The organism is Azospirillum himalayense, from assembly GCF_042657465.1.
In the GTDB taxonomy this organism is placed as follows: Bacteria; Pseudomonadota; Alphaproteobacteria; order Azospirillales; family Azospirillaceae; genus Azospirillum; species Azospirillum himalayense.
Genome location: NZ_JBHSLC010000096.1, coordinates 136,062 through 153,559 on the forward strand (window position 1 = coordinate 136,062; position 17,498 = coordinate 153,559).

16 protein-coding genes are annotated in these 17,498 nt (G+C 69.6%); 7 read left to right on the plus strand and 9 right to left on the minus strand.

Translation table 11 applies throughout. The features are described from left to right. The first annotated feature begins 76 nt into the window (after positions 1-76). The 7 genes from ACFPMG_RS27440 (at position 77) to yjfF (ending at position 8,322) form a co-directional block, all read left to right on the plus strand. Entirely contained in the window at positions 77-958 is an 882-nt protein-coding gene (locus tag ACFPMG_RS27440) for an SMP-30/gluconolactonase/LRE family protein (RefSeq protein ID WP_376998377.1), read from the plus strand. A 40-nt stretch (positions 959-998) separates the two neighbouring features. Next, positions 999-1,925, plus strand: a complete 927-nt coding sequence (locus tag ACFPMG_RS27445; RefSeq protein ID WP_376998378.1) for a dihydrodipicolinate synthase family protein — start codon at positions 999-1,001, stop codon at positions 1,923-1,925. A 40-nt stretch (positions 1,926-1,965) separates the two neighbouring features. Further along, complete coding sequence (locus ACFPMG_RS27450) at positions 1,966-3,546, plus strand: aldehyde dehydrogenase (NADP(+)) (protein ID WP_376998429.1); 1,581 nt, start codon at positions 1,966-1,968, stop codon at positions 3,544-3,546. Positions 3,547-3,721: 175 nt separating this feature from the next. After that, a complete protein-coding gene (gene ytfQ, locus ACFPMG_RS27455; RefSeq protein ID WP_376998379.1) occupies positions 3,722-4,687 on the plus strand; it encodes a galactofuranose ABC transporter, galactofuranose-binding protein YtfQ in 966 nt (321 codons plus the stop codon). 38 nt (positions 4,688-4,725) lie between these two features. Further along, on the plus strand, positions 4,726-6,279 hold the full coding sequence (gene ytfR / locus ACFPMG_RS27460) for a galactofuranose ABC transporter, ATP-binding protein YtfR (RefSeq protein WP_376998380.1): 1,554 nt from the start codon (positions 4,726-4,728) through the stop codon (positions 6,277-6,279). After that, positions 6,276-7,340 carry an ABC transporter permease gene (locus ACFPMG_RS27465; RefSeq protein ID WP_376998381.1) on the plus strand — a complete coding sequence of 355 codons (1,065 nt, stop codon included), beginning with the start codon at positions 6,276-6,278 and terminating at the stop codon, positions 7,338-7,340. Before ytfR ends, ACFPMG_RS27465 begins: the two co-directional genes overlap by 4 nt. Before the next feature lie 4 nt (positions 7,341-7,344). Next, positions 7,345-8,322 (plus strand): galactofuranose ABC transporter, permease protein YjfF, encoded by a 978-nt coding sequence (gene yjfF / locus ACFPMG_RS27470; RefSeq protein ID WP_137142908.1) that lies wholly within the window; start codon positions 7,345-7,347, stop codon positions 8,320-8,322. A 6-nt stretch (positions 8,323-8,328) separates the two neighbouring features. Here the strand turns inward: yjfF and pth are convergent, their stop codons facing one another. The 9 genes from pth to ACFPMG_RS27515 all read right to left on the minus strand — a co-directional run bounded on the left by pth (position 8,329) and on the right by ACFPMG_RS27515 (position 17,175). Next, the gene (gene pth, locus ACFPMG_RS27475; protein ID WP_035682595.1) at positions 8,329-8,904 is read right to left on the minus strand and encodes an aminoacyl-tRNA hydrolase; all 576 of its coding nucleotides are present in this window, start codon (positions 8,902-8,904) and stop codon (positions 8,329-8,331) included. Between the two features lie 89 nt (positions 8,905-8,993). Continuing rightward, on the minus strand, positions 8,994-9,605 hold the full coding sequence (locus ACFPMG_RS27480) for a 50S ribosomal protein L25/general stress protein Ctc (protein WP_376998382.1): 612 nt from the start codon (positions 9,603-9,605) through the stop codon (positions 8,994-8,996). 182 nt (positions 9,606-9,787) lie between these two features. Continuing rightward, the gene (locus ACFPMG_RS27485; protein WP_014199935.1) at positions 9,788-10,723 is read right to left on the minus strand and encodes a ribose-phosphate pyrophosphokinase; all 936 of its coding nucleotides are present in this window, start codon (positions 10,721-10,723) and stop codon (positions 9,788-9,790) included. Positions 10,724-10,922: 199 nt separating this feature from the next. Next, positions 10,923-11,402: a bacteriohemerythrin gene (locus ACFPMG_RS27490; protein WP_376998383.1), complete on the minus strand. Its 480-nt coding sequence runs from the start codon at positions 11,400-11,402 to the stop codon at positions 10,923-10,925. Between the two features lie 119 nt (positions 11,403-11,521). Next, the gene (gene pgeF, locus ACFPMG_RS27495) at positions 11,522-12,289 is read right to left on the minus strand and encodes a peptidoglycan editing factor PgeF (protein ID WP_376998384.1); all 768 of its coding nucleotides are present in this window, start codon (positions 12,287-12,289) and stop codon (positions 11,522-11,524) included. A gap of 47 nt (positions 12,290-12,336) precedes the next feature. Then, complete coding sequence (locus tag ACFPMG_RS27500; protein WP_376998385.1) at positions 12,337-13,467, minus strand: class I SAM-dependent methyltransferase; 1,131 nt, start codon at positions 13,465-13,467, stop codon at positions 12,337-12,339. Positions 13,468-13,484: 17 nt separating this feature from the next. After that, the gene (lgt, locus tag ACFPMG_RS27505) at positions 13,485-14,291 is read right to left on the minus strand and encodes a prolipoprotein diacylglyceryl transferase (RefSeq protein ID WP_376998386.1); all 807 of its coding nucleotides are present in this window, start codon (positions 14,289-14,291) and stop codon (positions 13,485-13,487) included. Between the two features lie 58 nt (positions 14,292-14,349). After that, complete coding sequence (rfaD, locus tag ACFPMG_RS27510; RefSeq protein WP_376998387.1) at positions 14,350-15,336, minus strand: ADP-glyceromanno-heptose 6-epimerase; 987 nt, start codon at positions 15,334-15,336, stop codon at positions 14,350-14,352. A 138-nt stretch (positions 15,337-15,474) separates the two neighbouring features. Next, positions 15,475-17,175 (minus strand): long-chain-fatty-acid--CoA ligase, encoded by a 1,701-nt coding sequence (locus ACFPMG_RS27515; protein WP_376998430.1) that lies wholly within the window; start codon positions 17,173-17,175, stop codon positions 15,475-15,477. Positions 17,176-17,498: the final 323 nt, after the last annotated feature.

Below are 17,498 nucleotides of genomic sequence, written 5' to 3' on the forward strand. Positions count from 1 at the left end.
GATTATCAGAACGCTCCCTATTGTTGGCATGGTCAACAAAATTCGGAATGGGACCGCGAGGGGGAGGCGACACGGCATGCCGCAGGAGGTTCGTTGCGTCTGGCCCGCCCGGGCGCTCCTGGGCGAAGGCCCGCTGTGGTCGCCGGGGCAGGGCGCCGTCTTCTTCGTCGACATCCACGGATCGCGGATCCTGCGCCACGGGCTGGACGACGGGTCCCGAACGGACTGGGCGCTGGAGGACGCCGCCTGCTGGCTGGTGGAGTGCGCCGATGGCGACGGCTTCATCGCCGGGCTGCGCTCGCGCCGGGTGGTCCGCCTGCGACTGGAGCCGGGCCGCGCGGTGATCGCCGGGGAACTGGCGCGGATCGACCCCGACCGGCCGGGCAACCGGCTGAACGACGCCAAGGCCGACGCGCAGGGGCGCCTGTGGATCGGCAGCATGGACGACGGTGAGGAAACACCGTCCGGCGCCTTCCACCGGCTCGACCCCGATGGCTCGATCGCGCGTGTGGACGAGGGCTACACCGTCGCCAACGGCCCAGCCTTGTCGCCGGACGGGCGGACGCTCTACCACACCGACAGTGCGGCGCGGACGATCCACGCCTTCGATCTGGACGGCGCGGGGCGGTTGTCCGGCAAGCGCGCCCACATCCGCTTTACCGAGGCCGACGGCTATCCCGACGGCATGACCTGCGACGCCGAGGGTGGCCTGTGGGTCGCCCATTGGGACGGCGGTCGGGTCAGCCGCTTCCGGCCCGACGGCACGCTGGACCGGACGATCGCGCTGCCGGTGTCGCGCGTCACCTCCTGCGTCTTCGCCGGCCCCGCCCTCGACCGTCTGTTCGTGACCACGGCGGCGCATGGCCGCCCCGACGAACCGCTGTCCGGCGCGCTGTTCGAGTGCGATCCCGGCGTTCGCGGCCTGCCGCCCGGCCGCTTCGGGCATCCGCCCGGCTGACCCGGCCTGCAATCCACCCGACAGAAGGACCCCAACGGCCATGGCCCCCAGCGCCCGCCCCTACCGGGGAGTGTTCCCCGTCGTTCCCACCATCTTCACCGAGACGGGGGACCTCGACCTCGCCGGGCAGACGCGCTGCGTCGATTTCATGATCGACGCCGGCTCCGACGGCCTGTGCATCCTCGCCAACTTCTCCGAGCAGTTCGTGCTGACCGACGCCGAGCGCGAGCTGCTGATGGAAACCATCCTCGGCCACGTCGCCGGCCGGGTGCCGGTCATCGTCACCACCACCCATTTCAGCACCGCCGCCTGCGCCGCGCGCAGCCGCCGCGCACAGGAGCTGGGCGCCGCCATGGTGATGGTCATGCCGCCCTACCACGGCGCCACCATCCGCGTGCCCGAGGCGGGCATCGTCGCTTTCTTCCAGCGGGTGTCCGACGCCATCGACATCCCGATCATGATCCAGGACGCCCCGGTCAGCGGCACCGCGCTGTCGGCGGAGCTGCTGGCCCGCATGGCGCGGGAAATCGCCAACGTCGCCTATTTCAAGATCGAGGTGCCGCAGGCCGCCGCCAAGCTGCGCCGGCTGATCGAGCTGGGCGGCGACGCCATCGAAGGGCCGTGGGACGGCGAGGAGGCGATCACCCTGCTGGCCGACCTCGACGCCGGGGCCACCGGCGCCATGACGGGCGGCGGCTATCCCGACGGCATCCGCCAGATCATCGACCCCTTCCTGGCCGGCGACCGCGAGGCGGCGGTGGCCGCCTACGGGCGCTGGCTGCCGCTGATCAACCACGAGAACCGCCAGTGCGGGCTCGCCACCGCCAAGATCCTGATGAAGGAGGGCGGCATCATCGCCTGCGACGCCGTGCGCCACCCGCTGGCCGACCCGCACCCGGCCAGCCGCGCCGGCCTGCTCGACGCCGCCCGCCGCCTCGACCCGCTGGTCCTGCGCTGGGCGCGCTGAGGACGGCGTCCCTCCTCGCCAAACCGGGAGACCTCTGATGATGACCATCACCGGCGCGATGCTGATCGGCGCCGAGAGCCACCGCGGCTCCGACGGGGCCTTCCGGGCCGTCGATCCCGCCACCGGCGCGGCGCTGGAGCCGGCCTTCGGCGGCGGCGGGACGGCGGAGGTCGAGCGCGCCTGCGCGCTGGCCTGGGTCGCCTTCGACGCCTTCCGCGAGACCGGGCTGAAGGCGCGGGCCGCCTTCCTGGAGACCATTGCCGCGAACATCCTCGAGCTTGGCGACGACCTGATCGTCCGCGCCATGGCCGAAAGCGGCCTGCCGCGCCCGCGGCTGGAGGGGGAGCGCGGGCGCACCGTCGGCCAGCTCCGCCTGTTCGCCCAGACGGTGCGCGAGGGCGGCTGGCTGGAGGCCCGCATCGACCCGGCCCAGCCGGAGCGCACGCCGCTGCCGCGTTCCGACGTCCGGCAGCGCCACATCCCGCTCGGCCCGGTCGCGGTGTTCGGTGCGTCCAATTTCCCGCTGGCCTTCTCGGTGGCCGGCGGCGACACCGCGTCGGCGCTGGCCGCCGGTTGCCCGGTGGTGGTCAAGGGCCACTCCGCCCATCCCGGCACGTCGGCGCTGGTCGGCCGGGCCATCCGGGCGGCGGTGGCCTCCTGCGGGCTGCCCGAGGGCGTCTTCTCGCTGCTGTTCGGCGTCGGCAACCCCATCGGAACGGCGCTGGTTTCCGACCCGCGCATCAAGGCGGTGGGCTTCACCGGCTCGCGCGGCGGCGGCTTGGCTTTGATGGAAGCGGCGGCCCGCCGGGCAGAGCCGATCCCGGTCTATGCGGAGATGAGCAGCATCAACCCGGTCTTCCTGATGCCGGCGGCGCTGGCTGCGCGGGCGGAGGCGCTGGGCAAGGGTTTCGTGGCGTCGCTGACCATGGGCGCCGGCCAGTTCTGCACCAACCCCGGCATCCTGCTGGGCGTCGACGGGCCGGACCTCGACCGCTTCACCGCCGCCGCGGTGGAGGCGCTGGGCGGCAGCGCCGCCGCGACCATGCTGACCCCAGGTATCCACGCCGCCTATGATTCGGGGGTGGCGCGGCTGTCCGGCAGCGCCGCCGTGGCGACGCTCGCCCGCGGGATGGCCTGCAGCGGCCCGAACCAGGCGCAAGCCGCCCTGTTCGGCACGACGGCCGACGCCTTCCTCGCCGAGCCGGGTCTGCAGGACGAGGTGTTCGGGGCGGCGTCGCTGCTGATCCGTTGCCCGGACACGGCGGCGATGCGGACCGTCGCCGAGCGGCTGGAAGGCCAGCTCACCGCGACCGTGCAGATGGACGCGGCGGACGGCGGCGCCGTGGCGGCGCTGCTGCCGACGCTGGAGCGCAAGGCGGGCCGCATCCTGGCCAATGGCTGGCCGACCGGGGTTGAGGTCTGCCACGCCATGGTCCATGGCGGCCCCTTCCCGGCAACCTCGGACAGCCGGACCACCTCGGTCGGCACCTTGGCGATTCGGCGCTTCCTGCGCCCGGTCTGCTACCAGGACATTCCCGCCGCCCTGCTGCCGGAGGCGCTGCGCGACGGCAACCCGCTCGGCCTGTGGCGGCGGATCGACGGCATGCCCGGACAGAGTTGAGGGAAGGATCGGCAACGCTTTGCCCGCATTGGGCGATCATGCCGGTTTCGGTATCGCTTTGGTCGAGAATCGTATTGGACAGATATGGTTTTCGATGCCTAAAGTTGGCACAACGAACAGATGCGAGCGGGCGCCGCCCGGATCGATGACAAGACACCCAGGGGAGTGAAACGGTATGTCCAGGACATGGCTGATCTCCGCCGCTGCCGCCGCGGCCTTGTTGATCGGGCTCGGCGGTGCGCAGGCCGCCGACAAGAAGCTGGTCGTCGGCTTCTCGCAGATCGGCTCGGAATCGGGCTGGCGCGCCGCCGAGACCAAGACCGCCAAGGCGGAGGCCGAGAAGCGCGGGATCGACCTGAAGATCTCCGACGCCCAGCAGAAGCAGGAGAACCAGATCAAGGCCGTGCGCTCCTTCGTTGCCCAGGGCGTGGACGCCATCTTCATCGCCCCCGTGGTGGCGACCGGCTGGGATTCGGTGCTGAAGGAGGCCAAGGAGGCGAAGATCCCCGTAGTCCTGCTCGACCGCCAGATCGAGACCCGCGACCCCGGCCTCTACATGACCGCCGTCACCTCCGACACGGTGCTTGAGGGCCGGGTCGCCGGCGAATGGCTGGCCAAGCAGACCGGCGGCACCTGCAACGTGGTCGAACTCCAGGGCACCGTCGGCTCCTCCCCCGCCATCAACCGCAAGAAGGGCTTCGACGAGGTCGTTGCCAAGAACCCCGGCATGAAGATCGTCCGCACCCAGTCCGGCGACTTCACCCGCGCCAAGGGCAAGGAGGTGATGGAGAGCTTCATCAAGGCGGAGAACGGCGGCAAGGGCATCTGCGCGGTCTACGCCCACAACGACGACATGGCGGTGGGCGCCATCCAGGCGATCAAGGAGGCCGGGCTGAAGCCGGGCAAGGACATCCTGGTCGTGTCCATCGACGGCGTGCCCGACATCTTCAAGGCGATGGCCGAAGGCGAGGCCAACGCGACCGTGGAGCTGACGCCGAACATGGCCGGCCCGGCCTTCGACGCGCTGATCGCCTTCAAGAAGGACGGCAAGGCGCCGCCGAAGTGGATCCAGACGGAATCGGCGCTGTTCACCCCCGACACCGCCAAGGCCGAGTACGAACGCCGCAAGGACGCCTACTGACCCGGCCGTCCCACGGCACCGCCGGCGAGGCCCCCCGCATGACGGACCCCATCCCCACCGCGTCCCCGCCGCTGTTGGCGGTGCGCGGCCTGTCCAAGGCCTTCCTGGGCGTCCAGGCGCTCGACGGCGTGGATTTCACCGTGCGCCACGGCGAGATCCACGCCCTGCTCGGCGAGAACGGCGCCGGCAAGTCGACGCTGATCAAGACGCTGACCGGCGTCTACCAGCGCGACGCCGGCACCGTGACGCTGGAGGGGCGGGCCATCGCCCCCCGCGGCGTGGAGGAGGCGCAGCGCCTGCACATCGGCACCGTCTATCAGGAGGTGAACCTGCTGCCGAACCTGTCGGTGGCGGAAAACCTGTTCCTCGGCCGGCAACCCATGCGCTTCGGCTTCGTCGACCGCGGCGCCATGCGGCGGCGGGCGCGGGCGGTGCTGATCCCCTACGGCCTGTCCATCGACGTGACGGCGCCGCTGGGGCGCTTCTCGGTGGCGACGCAGCAGATCGTCGCCATCGCCCGCGCGGTGGACATGTCGGCCAAGGTGCTGATCCTCGACGAGCCGACGGCCAGTCTCGACGCGCAGGAGGTGGCGGTCCTCTTCAAGGTGATGCGGACCCTGCGCTCACGCGGGATCGGCATCGTCTTCGTCACCCATTTCCTCGACCAGGTCTATGCGCTGTGCGACCGCATCACCGTGCTGCGCAACGGCCGTCTGGTGGGGGAGCGGCGCACCGCGGAACTGCCGCGCCTCGACCTCGTCGCCATGATGCTGGGGCGGGAGCTGGAGGCGGCGGCCCACCGCATCGCCCCACCGGCCGATGAGGGGGAAGAGGACGCCCGGCCGCCGCTGGTCCGCTTCCGCGGCTACGGCAAGGCGCGCAGCGTCGAGCCCTTCGACCTCGCCATCCGCCCCGGCGAGGTGGTGGGGCTCGCCGGGCTGCTCGGCTCCGGCCGGACGGAGACGGCGCGGCTGGTCTTCGGCATGGACCGCGCCGACCGCGGCGAGGTGGCGGTGGATGGCCGGACGGTGCGGCTGCGCGGGCCACGCGACGCCATCCGGCTCGGCTTCGGCTTCTGCCCGGAGGACCGCAAGAAGGAGGGCATCGTCGGCGCGCTGTCGGTGCGCGAGAACATCATCCTGGCGCTCCAGGCGCGGCAGGGCTGGCTGCGGCCGATTCCGCGCCGCCGTCAGGAGGAGATCGCCGACCGCTTCATCCGGCTGCTCGACATCCGCACGCCGCACGCCGAGCAGCCGATCCAGCTCCTGTCCGGCGGCAACCAGCAGAAGGCGCTGCTCGCCCGCTGGCTGGCGACCGAGCCGCGCCTGCTGATCCTCGACGAGCCGACGCGCGGCATCGACGTCGGCGCCCACGCCGAGATCATCCGCCTGATCGAGCGGCTGTGCGCCGACGGAATGGCCCTGCTGGTCGTCTCGTCGGAGCTTGAGGAGATCGTCGCCTACAGCCGCCGCGTCGTGGTGCTGCGCGACCGCCGCCATGTGGCGGAGCTGAGGGGAGGGGAGGTCGCCGTGGACCGCATCGTCGCCGCCATCGCGTCGGAACCGGCCGTGGCCGGGGAGCCGCGCCCATGACGCGTCCGGCTCCCGGTCCGTCGCGCAACCTGCCGCAATACGGCGCGCTGGCCGCCGTGCTGCTGGCCAACTGGCTGCTCTTCCCCGACTTCTTTTCCATCCGTCTGCAGGACGGCCGGCTGTTCGGCAGTCTGGTCGACGTGCTGAACCGCGGCGCTCCGGTGGCGCTGCTCGCCATCGGCATGAGCATGGTCATCGCCACCCGCGGCGTCGACCTGTCGGTGGGCGCGGTGATGGCGATCTCCGGCGCGGTCGCCGCCACCCTGACCCAGGCGGGCTGGGGCTTGGCCCCGGTGCTGGCGGCGTCGCTGGCGGCCGGCCTGCTCTGCGGCCTGTGGAACGGGATTCTGGTGGCGGTCCTGCGCATCCAGCCGATCGTCGCCACCCTGATCCTGATGGTCGCCGGCCGTGGCATCGCCCAGCTGGTCACCGAGGGGCAGATCGTCACCTTCACCAGCCCCGGCCTCGCCTTCATCGGCAGCGGGTCCTTCCTGACCGTGCCGATGCCGGTGGTCATCACTGCCGTCCTGCTGGGGGTGACCGCGCTGCTGGTCCGGATGACCGCGCTGGGGTTGATGATCGAGGCGGTCGGCGTCAACCGGCTGTCCAGCGCCGGGGCGGGGGTCAACACGCCGGTCGTGCTGATCGCCGTCTATGTCTGGTGCGGCCTGTGCGCTGCGGTCGCCGGTCTGGTGGTCGCCGCCGACATCCGCGGCGCCGACGCCAACAACGCCGGCCTGTGGCTGGAGCTGGACGCCATCCTGGCGGTGGTGGTCGGCGGCACCTCCCTGCTCGGCGGCCGGTTCGGGCTGCTGCTGTCGGTGGTGGGCGCGCTGATCCTCCAGGCGATGAACACCGGCATCCTGCTGAGCGGCTTCAAGCCGGAGTTCAACCTGATCGTCAAGGCCGGCGTCCTGATGGTCGTCCTGCTGCTGCAGTCGCCGACCCTGACGCTGTTCCTGCCGCGCCCGGCCGGCCACCGACCCGCCCAGCCGCCGGTCCGGCCGCCGACCCCGCCGCGGGCCAAGCCCGAGCGCCCAAGCCCGAGCGCGGGAGCGTGACGCCATGATCCACCGCTTTCTTCCCCTGCTGGTGACCAGCGCCGTCCTGGTGGTCGGCTTCCTGCTCTGCGCCGCGCAGTTCCCCAACTTCGCCTCGCTGCGGGTCGTCGGCAACCTGCTGACCGACAACGCTTTCCTCGGCATCACCGCGGTCGGCATGACCTTCGTGATCCTGTCGGGCGGCATCGACCTGTCGGTGGGGGCGGTGATCGGCTTCACCACCGTGCTGCTGGCCGTGCTGATCGAGCAGGGCGGCTGGCACCCCTTCTCCGCCTTCGCGGTCGCGCTGGCGGTGGCCGGCGGTTTCGGGGCGGCGATGGGCGCCGTGATCCACGTCTTCCAGATGCCGCCCTTCATCGTCACGCTCGCCGGCATGTTCGTCGCCCGCGGCCTCGGCTTCGTGCTGAGCACCGATTCCATCCCGATCAACCACCCGCTCTACGCCGAGCTGGGCGATCTCGCGCTGCGCTTCGACGGCGGGGGCAAGCTGACGCTGCCGGCGCTGCTGATGCTGGGGGTGGTGGTGGCCGCGGTGGTCTGCGCCCATTGGACGCGCTTCGGCGCCAACCTCTACGCACTGGGCGGCAACCGGCAGTCGGCGGAGCTGATGGGTGTGCCGGTGGGGCGCACCACGGTGGCGGTCTACGCCCTGTCGGGGCTGCTGGCCGGGCTGGCGGGAATCGTCTTCTCGCTCTACACCGGCGCCGGCTACTCGCTGGCGGCGACGGGGGTGGAGCTGGACACCATCACCGCGGTGGTGATCGGCGGCACCCAGCTGACCGGCGGCTACGGCTACGTGATCGGCACCTTCATCGGCGTGCTGATCCAGGGGCTGATCCAGACCTACATCACCTTCGACGGCAGCCTCAGCAGCTGGTGGACCAAGATCGCCATCGGCGTCCTGCTGTTCGTCTTCATCCTGCTGCAGAAGGGCCTGCTGGCGGTTTGGACCGGCCGCGGCGGCGCCCCGGCTGAGGCGTGATCCCGCCTATTTTGCGGGCGCGGTCGCCAGGGTGACCTTGTTCATGAAGTTCTCCGCCTGCCCCTTCACGACCAGCGGGAAGGCGTCGGCGACGGCGTCGATCAGCGGGTCGAGCCAGCTCTGCTCGGCCTTGGCGAAGTCGTGGAGGACGTAGCCGCTGACCCGGTCCTTGTCGCCGGGATGGCCGATGCCCAGGCGGATGCGCCAGTATTCCTTGCCGAGATGCGCGTCGATCGAGCGCAGGCCGTTGTGCCCGCCATGCCCGCCGCCCTTCTTCACCCGAATCTTGCCGGGCGGCAGGTCCAGCTCGTCATGGATGACGACGACGTCCTCGGGCTTCATCTTGAAGAACTGAACGGCGGCGGTGACCGACTGGCCGGACAGGTTCATGAAGGTCAGCGGTTCCAGGGCGATCACCTTTTCGCCCCCGATCGTGCCCTCGGCGGTCTGGCCCTGGAAGCGCTTGCGCCAGGGGCCGAAGCCGTGGCGGCGGGCGATCTCCTCCACCGCCATGAAGCCGATGTTGTGCCGGTTGCGCGCGTACTCGGCGCCAGGGTTGCCCAATCCCACCAGCAGCAGCATGGCGCATTCTCCTCATCTCGAAACAGCGTAGGCCGGAAACGAAACAGGGGGCCGAAGCCCCCTGTCGCAACCCCAAAGGCGGCTTCCGATCAGGAAGCGGCGGCCTCGGTGCTCTCGGCCTCTTCGGACTTCAGGCCCGACGGGGCGACGATCGTGGCGATCGTGAAGTCGCGGTCGGTGATGGTCGAGGCAACACCCTCCGGCAGCTTCACCGAAGAAATGTGGATCGAATCGCCGACGTCGTAGCCCTCGCAGGAGATCGTGATCTGCTCCGGGATGTTGCCGGCGGAGACGGTCACGTCCAGCTCGTGGCGGACGATGTTCAGCACGCCGCCGCGCTTCAGGCCCGGCGACTTCTCCTGGTCGACGAACTCGACCGGAACCTGCACGGTGGTGCGGGTTTCGGCGGAGACGCGCAGGAAGTCGACGTGCAGCGGGACGTCGGTGACCGGATGGAACTGCACGTCGCGCGGCAGGACCCGGTGGGTGGCGCCATCGACGGTGACGTCGAACAGGTGCGTGAAGAAGCCCGCCTGGTTCAGAACACGGGTGAACGTGAACTTCTCCAGCGAAATCATGATGGGGGCCTGCTTGCCACCGTAGATCACGGCCGGGATACGGCCATCACGACGGGTCTGGCGGGCGGTCCCCTTGCCGGCCCGGTCGCGCGCTTCGGCGCTGAGCGGAACGATCTGCGTCATCGGAAGAACTCCTTGAACGGAAAAAAGCGCCAGCCTCCAGGGGTGCTGACGCGTGGGCGCGGTGATTAAGCCATGCGGGGCGCGGCGTCAAGGAAAGAGTCCACAGCGCCGCCGGATGGCGCCCATGAAAAAAGCCCTTCCCCCGTGGAGAGGAAGGGCTTTTCGCGTGTGGTCCGGCGCCGTTAGGAGAACAGGCTCGACACCGAACGCTCTTCGCTGATGCGGGTGATTGCGTCGGCGAGCAGCGGGGCGATGGTGAGCTGGCGGATGTTGCGCGACACGCGCACGGCCTCGGTCGCCTGGATGCTGTCGGTGGTGACCAGCTGCTCCAGCGGCGACACGGCCACGCGGGCCACCGCACCGCCGGACAGAACGCCGTGGGTGCAATAGGCGTGGACAGACTTCGCACCGGCGTCCATCAGGGCGACCGCGGCGTTGCACAGCGTGCCGCCTGAATCCACGATGTCGTCGAGCAGGATGCAGCGGCGGTTCTTGACGTCGCCGATGATGTTCATCACCTCCGACACGCCGGCGCGCTCACGCCGCTTGTCGATGATGGCGAGATCGGCGTCCAGCCGCTTGGCCAGCGAGCGGGCGCGCACCACGCCGCCGACGTCGGGCGACACCATCGTCACCTCGCCGATGTCCTCGAAGGTCGCGCGGATGTCCTTCTCGAACACCGGGGCGGCCATCAGGTTGTCGGTCGGGATGTCGAAGAAGCCCTGGATCTGGCCCGCGTGCAGGTCCATGGTCAGCACGCGGTTGGCGCCGGCCTGGGTGATGAGGTTGGCGACCAGCTTGGCCGAGATCGGCGTACGCGGGCCGGTCTTGCGATCCTGGCGCGCATAGCCGTAGTAGGGGAGGACCGCCGTGATGCGCCGGGCCGACCCGCGACGCAGGGCGTCGATGGTGACCAGCAGCTCCATCAGGTTGTCGTTGGCCGGGAACGACGTCGACTGGACCACGAACACGTCTTCGCCGCGCACGTTCTCCAGGATTTCGACGAACACCTCCATGTCCGAAAAACGGCGGATGCTCGCTTTGGTCAGCGGCACGCCGAGACAGGTGGAGATGGCCTCGGCCAGCGGACGGTTGCTGTTGCCGGCAAGCACCTTCATCGCAGTCGGCTCTCTCTGCAGGGAATAGGTTCCGGTGCGCCCGTCAGTCCCTTGCCGACGCCGCCCCTTGAAAACGCGGCGGACCATAACAAAGGGGCGCACCTATGTAAACGTTCCATGACGGGCGGTTCAAGACGCCGCAGCCAGCCGGCCCTGCGATTCCCGCATGGCGCAAGCGTGGCGGCAGGACGCTTGCGCATCACCGCACGGCGAACTTCGCAAGGTGCGATTTCATGGGCAGGTCGGCCTTCACGAAATGGTCGAAGAACCAGAACTGCAGAAGTTCGTCCGCCTTGGCCTTCACATAGCTGTACTCGAAGGCCGACTCCTCGGCGTCCACCTGCCCGATGATGTCGTCCAGGAGAGTGGCCAGCCGGCGGTGCTGCGCCCGGTGTTCCTCCAGATGCGGGTAGCGCATCGAGGCCTGGACCCGCTCCTCCCGCAGGAAGTGGCGGACCGAGACGCGGCGCAGCTCGTTCAGCAGGGCCAGCGCCGGCTTGCGCTCCGCTTCCTCGCCCGGCAGGGCGACGAAGCGGCGGATCAGTTCGTGCTGCATCCGGTGGTCGGCGTCCAGCCCGCCGTTGTCGAGCACCATCCGCGCGCTGCGCCAATCGCCCCGCCCGTCGCCGCTTCGCCCGTCGCCCCGATGCGTCTCTTCCCGGTGTGTGTCCATCGTCATGCCGGCGTCTCCCTCTCCGGAATGCCCTCACCCTTGAGAATCAATCTTACCCGAAATGGGTCGTATCGCAATCAGTCAGAGGTAAGAACAAATTTCGGGCGGGAACTTTTCTGTCGCGCTCAGCCCTGAAGGACGATGGCCGACAGGCCGCGCCCATAGTCCTTTTCGCCGCGCAGGCAGGAGCGGCGGTAGCTGAAGAAGCGGTCCTCCTCGACCACCGTGTCGTTGGGACATCGCTGGATGATCTCCACCCCGGTGTCGCCCAGGCGACGGGTGATGTAGCCGGCCAGATCGAACAGGAAATGATCCGGGCGGCGGGCCGGGGCGAAATAGTCGCGGTTGCGTGGGTCCTCCGCCAGGAAGGGAGCGGGGAATTCCGGCCCGACCTCGTAGGAGCGCTGGGCGATGCAGGGGCCGATGGCGGCGACGATGCGGTTGCGCTTGGCGCCCAGCTCCTCCATCCGCGCGATGGTCGCCTCCAGAACGCCGCCCTTGGCGCCCTTCCAGCCGGCGTGGGCGGCGCCGATGACGCGGGCCTTCTCGTCGGCGAACAGCACCGGGGCGCAGTCGGCGGTGAGGATGCCCAGCGCGATGCCCGGACGGTCGGTCGCCATGGCGTCGGCGTGGGGCGCCTGATCGGGCGTCCAGGGCTCGGTGACGGCGACGCAGGTCGGGCTGTGCACCTGATAGCAGGTGACGAGGCGCTCCGGCGGCACGTCCATGCGGGCGGCGGCGCGCGCGCGGTTCTCCGCCACGGCGGCGGGCGCGTCCCCGGACCCGAAGCCGACGTTCAGCGAGGCGTACAGCCCCGTCGACACGCCGCCGGTGCGGGTGAAGAAGGCGTGTCGGATGTGGGTGATGTCGTTCAGCGCGCCAAGCGTAATCACGAACCCGTCCCTTTGCTGTCGCGGTCTCTTGTTTAGGGTGTCAGTGCCTAGGATGCCAGATCCGGGCTTTCGAAGCCCGCCGGAGGCCCCAGGCCGGGGGAGGCGAGGGCCATCACCTTGAAGAGGGTGCCCATTTGGTCGGGCCCGATCAAGCGGGCCAATGCGGAGTCGATGTCCGCCGCCTGCTTCGCCGTGGCGCTGCGCTTCAGGGCGGCGGCGCGCGGCTGGATGCCCAGCCGGACCAGCCAGTCGCCCTGGTCCACCGGGCCGAAGCCCTCCGCTCCGCCCTCGCGCGCCGCGGCGGCGATGGCGGCGAAGTCCACATGGGCGGTCAGGTCGGCCTCGCCCGGCGCGTCCAGCACCGGGGTGTAGGCGTGGCGGCGCAGCGCTTGGAGCGTGTCGCCGACCGCCGGACCACCGCGGTAGCCGTAGTCGATCACCAGCGCCGCGCCGGGGTGGGTGGCCAGACGCTCCCCGATCAGGCGTGCCACCGCCTGGGACGCCGGGGAGACCTCGACCACGCTGCCCTCCGGCGCGTCGCGCAGGGCCGACGGGATCAGCCGGGCGCCGGCGCTGCCGAAGGCCTCCAGGACGAAGCGGAAGCGGGGCGTCTCGGCGGGCGCGGCGGGGTCGAGGTCGATCAGCCGTTCGAACCAGCCGTGGCTGGTCTTCTGGACCTGACGGATGGGCAGGGCGTCGAAGAACTCGTTGGCGAGGATCAGGGTCGGGCCTTCCGGCACATCCTCCAGCCGGTCGTGCCAAACGACCGGAGTGCCGGCCAGGGTTTCCTTCTGACGGGCGCGCAGCGTCGGGCTGGTCTCCACCAGATGGACTCGGGCGGCCTCGCGGAAGGCGGGGACGAGCGCGGCGGCGCGCAGGGCGTCCTGCATCAGCGTGCCGCGGCCCGGCCCCAGCTCCACCAGATGGAAGGAGGCGGGGCCGCCCAGCCGCGCCCAGGTATCGACGCACCACAGCCCGGCCAGCTCGCCGAACATCTGGCTGATTTCCGGGGCGGTGGTGAAGTCGCCGGACACGCCGAAGGGGTCCTGCCGCATGTAGTAGCCGAAGCGCGGATGCCCCAGCGCCTCCGCCATGAAGGCGGCGACCGACAGCGGCCCGTCCATCAGGATACGGCGGGCGAGGTGGTGGGCGAGGCTGTCCGGGGCGGCATCACTCATGACGGGACCTTCCGACCTCAGACGGCGGCGGGGCGGCGGCGGGCTTGGGTGACCAGCCACACACCGAACAGAACCATCGGCACCGACAGAAGTTGTCCCATCGTCGCCCCGGCATAGAGAAAGCCCAACTGCGCGTCCGGCTCGCGGAAGAACTCCGCGATGATGCGCGACAGGCCGTAGCCGATGAAGAAGATCCCTGCCGTCATGCCGGCCCGTCCGCGCACGGCGGGCATCCGCACCAGAATGGCCAGGAGGACGAACAGCACCGCCCCCTCCAGGAAGGCTTCATAGAGCTGGCTGGGGTGCCGCGGCAGCTGGAGCGGGTCGCGCGGGAACACCACCGCCCAGGACACGTCGGGGGCCGGGCGGCCGTACAGCTCGCCGTTGATGAAGTTGGCGATGCGGCCGAAGAACAGCCCGATGGGGGCCGCCGCGGCGATCAGGTCGCCGAAGGCCAGCGGCGACAGGCCGCGCTTCCAGCAGAACAGCAGGATCGCGCCGAGGACGCCGATCAGCCCGCCGTGGAAGGACATGCCGCCGTGCCAGACCATCAGCGCGTCGAGCGGATTCTGGAGGTAGAAGGGCAGGTTGTAGAACAGCACGTAGCCGATCCGCCCGCCCAGGATCACGCCGACCACGGCCCAGGTCAGGAAGTCGTCGTAATCCTCCGCCGAGGGGCGGCCCGGCGTGCTGCGGGCCAGCGCCAGGCAGTAGCGCCAGCCGAGCACGAAGCCGGCCAGATAGGCCAGCGCGTACCAGCGGATGACGATCGGCCCGAGTTCGAACGCCACGGGGTCGATGGCGGGGAAGGCGATGGCGAGCATGCGCGGCGGGTGCCTTATGTTGTTTGGGCGTTTCCCCGATCGGGGAGAGGCGGGACCGTCAGCGGTAGGGGTCGGGCCGCGACAGGAAATCCTGGACGTAGCGGCGCACGCCCTCCTCCAGCTCCGTGAAGGGCTGGTCGAAGCCGGCGGCGCGCAGGCGTTCGGTGCGCGCCTCGGTGAAATACTGGTACTTGCCCTGAAGCTCGGCCGGCATGTCGAAATACTCGACGCGCGGCTCCAGCCCCAGAGCGGCGAAGGTGGCGAGCGCCAGGTCCTTGAAGCTGCGCGCCTTGCCGGTGCCGACGTTGAACAGCCCGCTGACCTGCGGGTTGTCGTAGAGCCAGAGCATCACGGCCACGCAGTCGTCCACGAAGATGAAGTCGCGGAGCTGGCCGCCGTCCTCGAACTCCGGGCGGTGCGACTTGAACAGGCGCGCCGGCTCGCCGGCCTTGAGCTTGGGGTGCAGCTTGGCGACGACGCTCATCATGTCGTCCTTGTGCCGCTCGTTCGGGCCGTAGACGTTGAAGAACTTCAGGCCCGCCCACTGCGGCGGCACGATGTCGCCCTCGCTCACCACGCGGGCGACGCGGCGGTCGATCAGATGCTTGGACCAGCCATAGGCGTTGAGCGGGCGCAGGGTCGCCAGCGCCTCCGGCGACCCGTCGTCGTCGAAGCCGGCGGAGCCGTCGCCGTAGGTCGCGGCGGAGGAGGCGTAGATCAGCCGCGCCCCCCGCCAGGAGGACCAGCGCCAGAGGTCCAGCGTCAGCGCCACGTTGTTGGCGACGATCCGGTCCACGTCGCGTTCCGTCGTCGCCGAGATGGCGCCGAGGTGGAAGATCACGTCGATCTCCGCGGCGTGCTGGTCGAGGAAGGCGAGCGCGTTCTCCGGCGCGACGAGGGTGGCGAGTTCCCGCTTGGCGAGATTCTGCCACTTCTCCCCGTCGCCGAAGCGGTCGATCACCGCGACGTTGGTGATCCCGCGCGCGGCCAGGGCCGCCACGAGGTTCGAGCCGATGAAACCGGCCCCACCGGTGACCACGATCATGCGCTTTTCCTTGCCGCCGGACCGAAAGAAAGGACGAGCGTCCTTATAGGGTCCGGGCGGCGGGGCCGCAAGGTGGGGTGGGGCGTATGGCCACCCTGCGGCTCCGGAAGAGGCGGTTCCGGAAGGGCACGCGGTGCCTTACGAGCCTTTCCGCCGCTCCGCCTCCTCGTCGAGCAGGGCCTTTCGCGACAGCTTGCCGATCATCGTCTTGGGCAGTTCGCCGCGGAACTCGACCGCCTTGGGCATCTCGATGGGGGAGAGCTTGTCCTTGAGGAAGTCGATCAGTTCCTCGCGCGTCAGGGTCTTGCCGTCGTCGACGCGGATGTAGGCCTTCACCGTCTGGCCGCGGTACTCGTCGGGCAGGCCGGCGACCACGCATTCCGCGACAGCGGGGTGCAGGTAGATCGCCTCCTCCACGTTGCGCGGGTAGACGTTGAAGCCGCTGCACAGGATCATGTCCTTGATGCGGTCGACGATGTGGGTGTAGCCGTCCTCGTCCATGTAGCCGACGTCGCCGGTGTGCAGGCGCCCCTCCACCAAGGTCAGCGCCGTTTCCGACGGCTTGTTCCAATAGCCCTTCATCACCTGCGGGCCGCGGATGCACACCTCGCCTTTCTCGCCGACGGGCAGGACGCGGCGCGGCTCCTCCAGGCTGACGATCTCGATCAGCGTGCCGGGCAGGGGCAGGCCGATGGAGCCGGCCTTGTTCAGCCCGGTTATCGGATTCGCGGTGGCGACGGGGGAGGATTCGGACAGGCCGTAGCCCTCCACCAGGACGCAGCCGGTGTTCCGCTCGAACGCCTCCTTGACCTCCACCGGCAGGGGCGCGCCGCCCGACAGGCAGTAGCGGATCGAGGAGAGGTCGTATTTCTCCAGATGCCTGTGGTGGTTGATCGCCGTGTAGATGGTCGGCACCGCCGGGAACAGCGTCGGCTTCTTGGCGTGGATGGTCTCCATCACCTGATCCAGCTCGAAGCGGGGCAGCATCACGATCTCCGCCCCGATGCGGATGCTGAAGTTCATCACCACGGTCATGGCGAAGACGTGGAAGAAGGGAAGCACGCCCAGCATCCGCTCCTCCCCCTGCCGCGCGCCGACGAACCACAGGCTGCACTGCTCGGTGTTGGCGAACAGGTTGGCGTGGGTCAGCATGGCGCCCTTGGGCACGCCGGTGGTGCCGCCGGTGTATTGCAGCACCGCCACGTCCTCCGCCGGGTCGATGGCGACCGGCTTCGGGGCGCCGTCGTTGGCGACGAGCCGGCGGAAGGACAGGTGGCGGTCGTCCGCGGGGATGCGCGCGACCTCCGCCCGCTTCACGATGGGGAACAGCCAGTTCTTGGGGAAGGGCAGGATGTCGGCCATCGGGCAGATCACCAGCCGCTTCAACCCTGATTCGGCAAGCATCCGGGCCATCTTGCCGTAGAGCACCTTGAGGTCGAGCGTGACCATCAGCTCGACGCCGCTGTCGGTGATCTGGTGGTGCAGCTCGCGCTCGGCGTAGAGGGGGTTGAAGTTCACCACCGTCCCGCCGGCCTTCAGGATCGCGAAATAGCAGATCACGAAATAAGGCGTGTTGGGCAGGAACAGCCCGACGCGCACGCCCTTGCCGACGCCGATCGCCTGGAAGCCGCGGGCGGCGCGGTCCACCATCCGCGCCACCTCCGCGTAGGTCGAGCGCTTGCCCATGAAGTCCAGGAAGGGACGTTCGGCGAAACGGGCCGCCGCGTCCTCAAGCAGCGCGGTCAGCGGCTTTACCGGAATCGGCGCGTTCCAGTCCACATCGGGCGGGTAGCCCAGGGTCCAACTCTGGTCCGGCAATCTGCGGGCCGCATCCCCCATCATCGTCGTCCCTCCCATGTTCGGTTCTTGTTGGTTTGCTTCTTGTTCGGCCCTGGCGCCCGTTCGGGCTTATTTGCGGGCCTTTGGCGCATTGTAGCCCTTTTTGAAACCCGTCATCCGGAGAAATGGTCCCTGTGACGGTGCCGCCGCCAGAGGCAAAGGGCGGATGTGAAGAAAAAATTACGCTGGAAACCCTATTTTCCGTGTGGCTAAATTCGTGTTCGGCGGACGATCCGCTTTCCGCGCTTGGCGCCTTGACCGAAAGGATCGGATCCTTGCCTTCAGCCGATTCGCATCCCAGCGGCGTTCCGGATGTTTTCTCC

Excerpts from the sequence above, each read along its gene's own strand:
- ACFPMG_RS27480 (WP_376998382.1), bottom strand. The coding sequence starts at position 9,605 with ATGACGCAGATCGTTCCGCTCAGCGCCGAAGCGCGCGACCGGGCCGGC.
- lgt (WP_376998386.1), bottom strand. The coding sequence starts at position 14,291 with ATGCTCGCCATCGCCTTCCCCGCCATCGACCCCGTGGCGTTCGAACTC.
- ACFPMG_RS27465 (WP_376998381.1), top strand. The coding sequence starts at position 6,276 with ATGACGCGTCCGGCTCCCGGTCCGTCGCGCAACCTGCCGCAATACGGC.
- ACFPMG_RS27490 (WP_376998383.1), bottom strand. The coding sequence starts at position 11,402 with ATGACGATGGACACACACCGGGAAGAGACGCATCGGGGCGACGGGCGA.
- ytfR (WP_376998380.1), top strand. The coding sequence starts at position 4,726 with ATGACGGACCCCATCCCCACCGCGTCCCCGCCGCTGTTGGCGGTGCGC.
- ACFPMG_RS27500 (WP_376998385.1), bottom strand. The coding sequence starts at position 13,467 with ATGAGTGATGCCGCCCCGGACAGCCTCGCCCACCACCTCGCCCGCCGT.
- ytfQ (WP_376998379.1), top strand. The coding sequence starts at position 3,722 with ATGTCCAGGACATGGCTGATCTCCGCCGCTGCCGCCGCGGCCTTGTTG.
- ACFPMG_RS27450 (WP_376998429.1), top strand. The coding sequence starts at position 1,966 with ATGACCATCACCGGCGCGATGCTGATCGGCGCCGAGAGCCACCGCGGC.
- ACFPMG_RS27440 (WP_376998377.1), top strand. The coding sequence starts at position 77 with ATGCCGCAGGAGGTTCGTTGCGTCTGGCCCGCCCGGGCGCTCCTGGGC.
- ACFPMG_RS27515 (WP_376998430.1), bottom strand. The coding sequence starts at position 17,175 with ATGGGGGATGCGGCCCGCAGATTGCCGGACCAGAGTTGGACCCTGGGC.
- pth (WP_035682595.1), bottom strand. The coding sequence starts at position 8,904 with ATGCTGCTGCTGGTGGGATTGGGCAACCCTGGCGCCGAGTACGCGCGC.
- yjfF (WP_137142908.1), top strand. The coding sequence starts at position 7,345 with ATGATCCACCGCTTTCTTCCCCTGCTGGTGACCAGCGCCGTCCTGGTG.
- ACFPMG_RS27445 (WP_376998378.1), top strand. The coding sequence starts at position 999 with ATGGCCCCCAGCGCCCGCCCCTACCGGGGAGTGTTCCCCGTCGTTCCC.
- rfaD (WP_376998387.1), bottom strand. The coding sequence starts at position 15,336 with ATGATCGTGGTCACCGGTGGGGCCGGTTTCATCGGCTCGAACCTCGTG.
- ACFPMG_RS27485 (WP_014199935.1), bottom strand. The coding sequence starts at position 10,723 with ATGAAGGTGCTTGCCGGCAACAGCAACCGTCCGCTGGCCGAGGCCATC.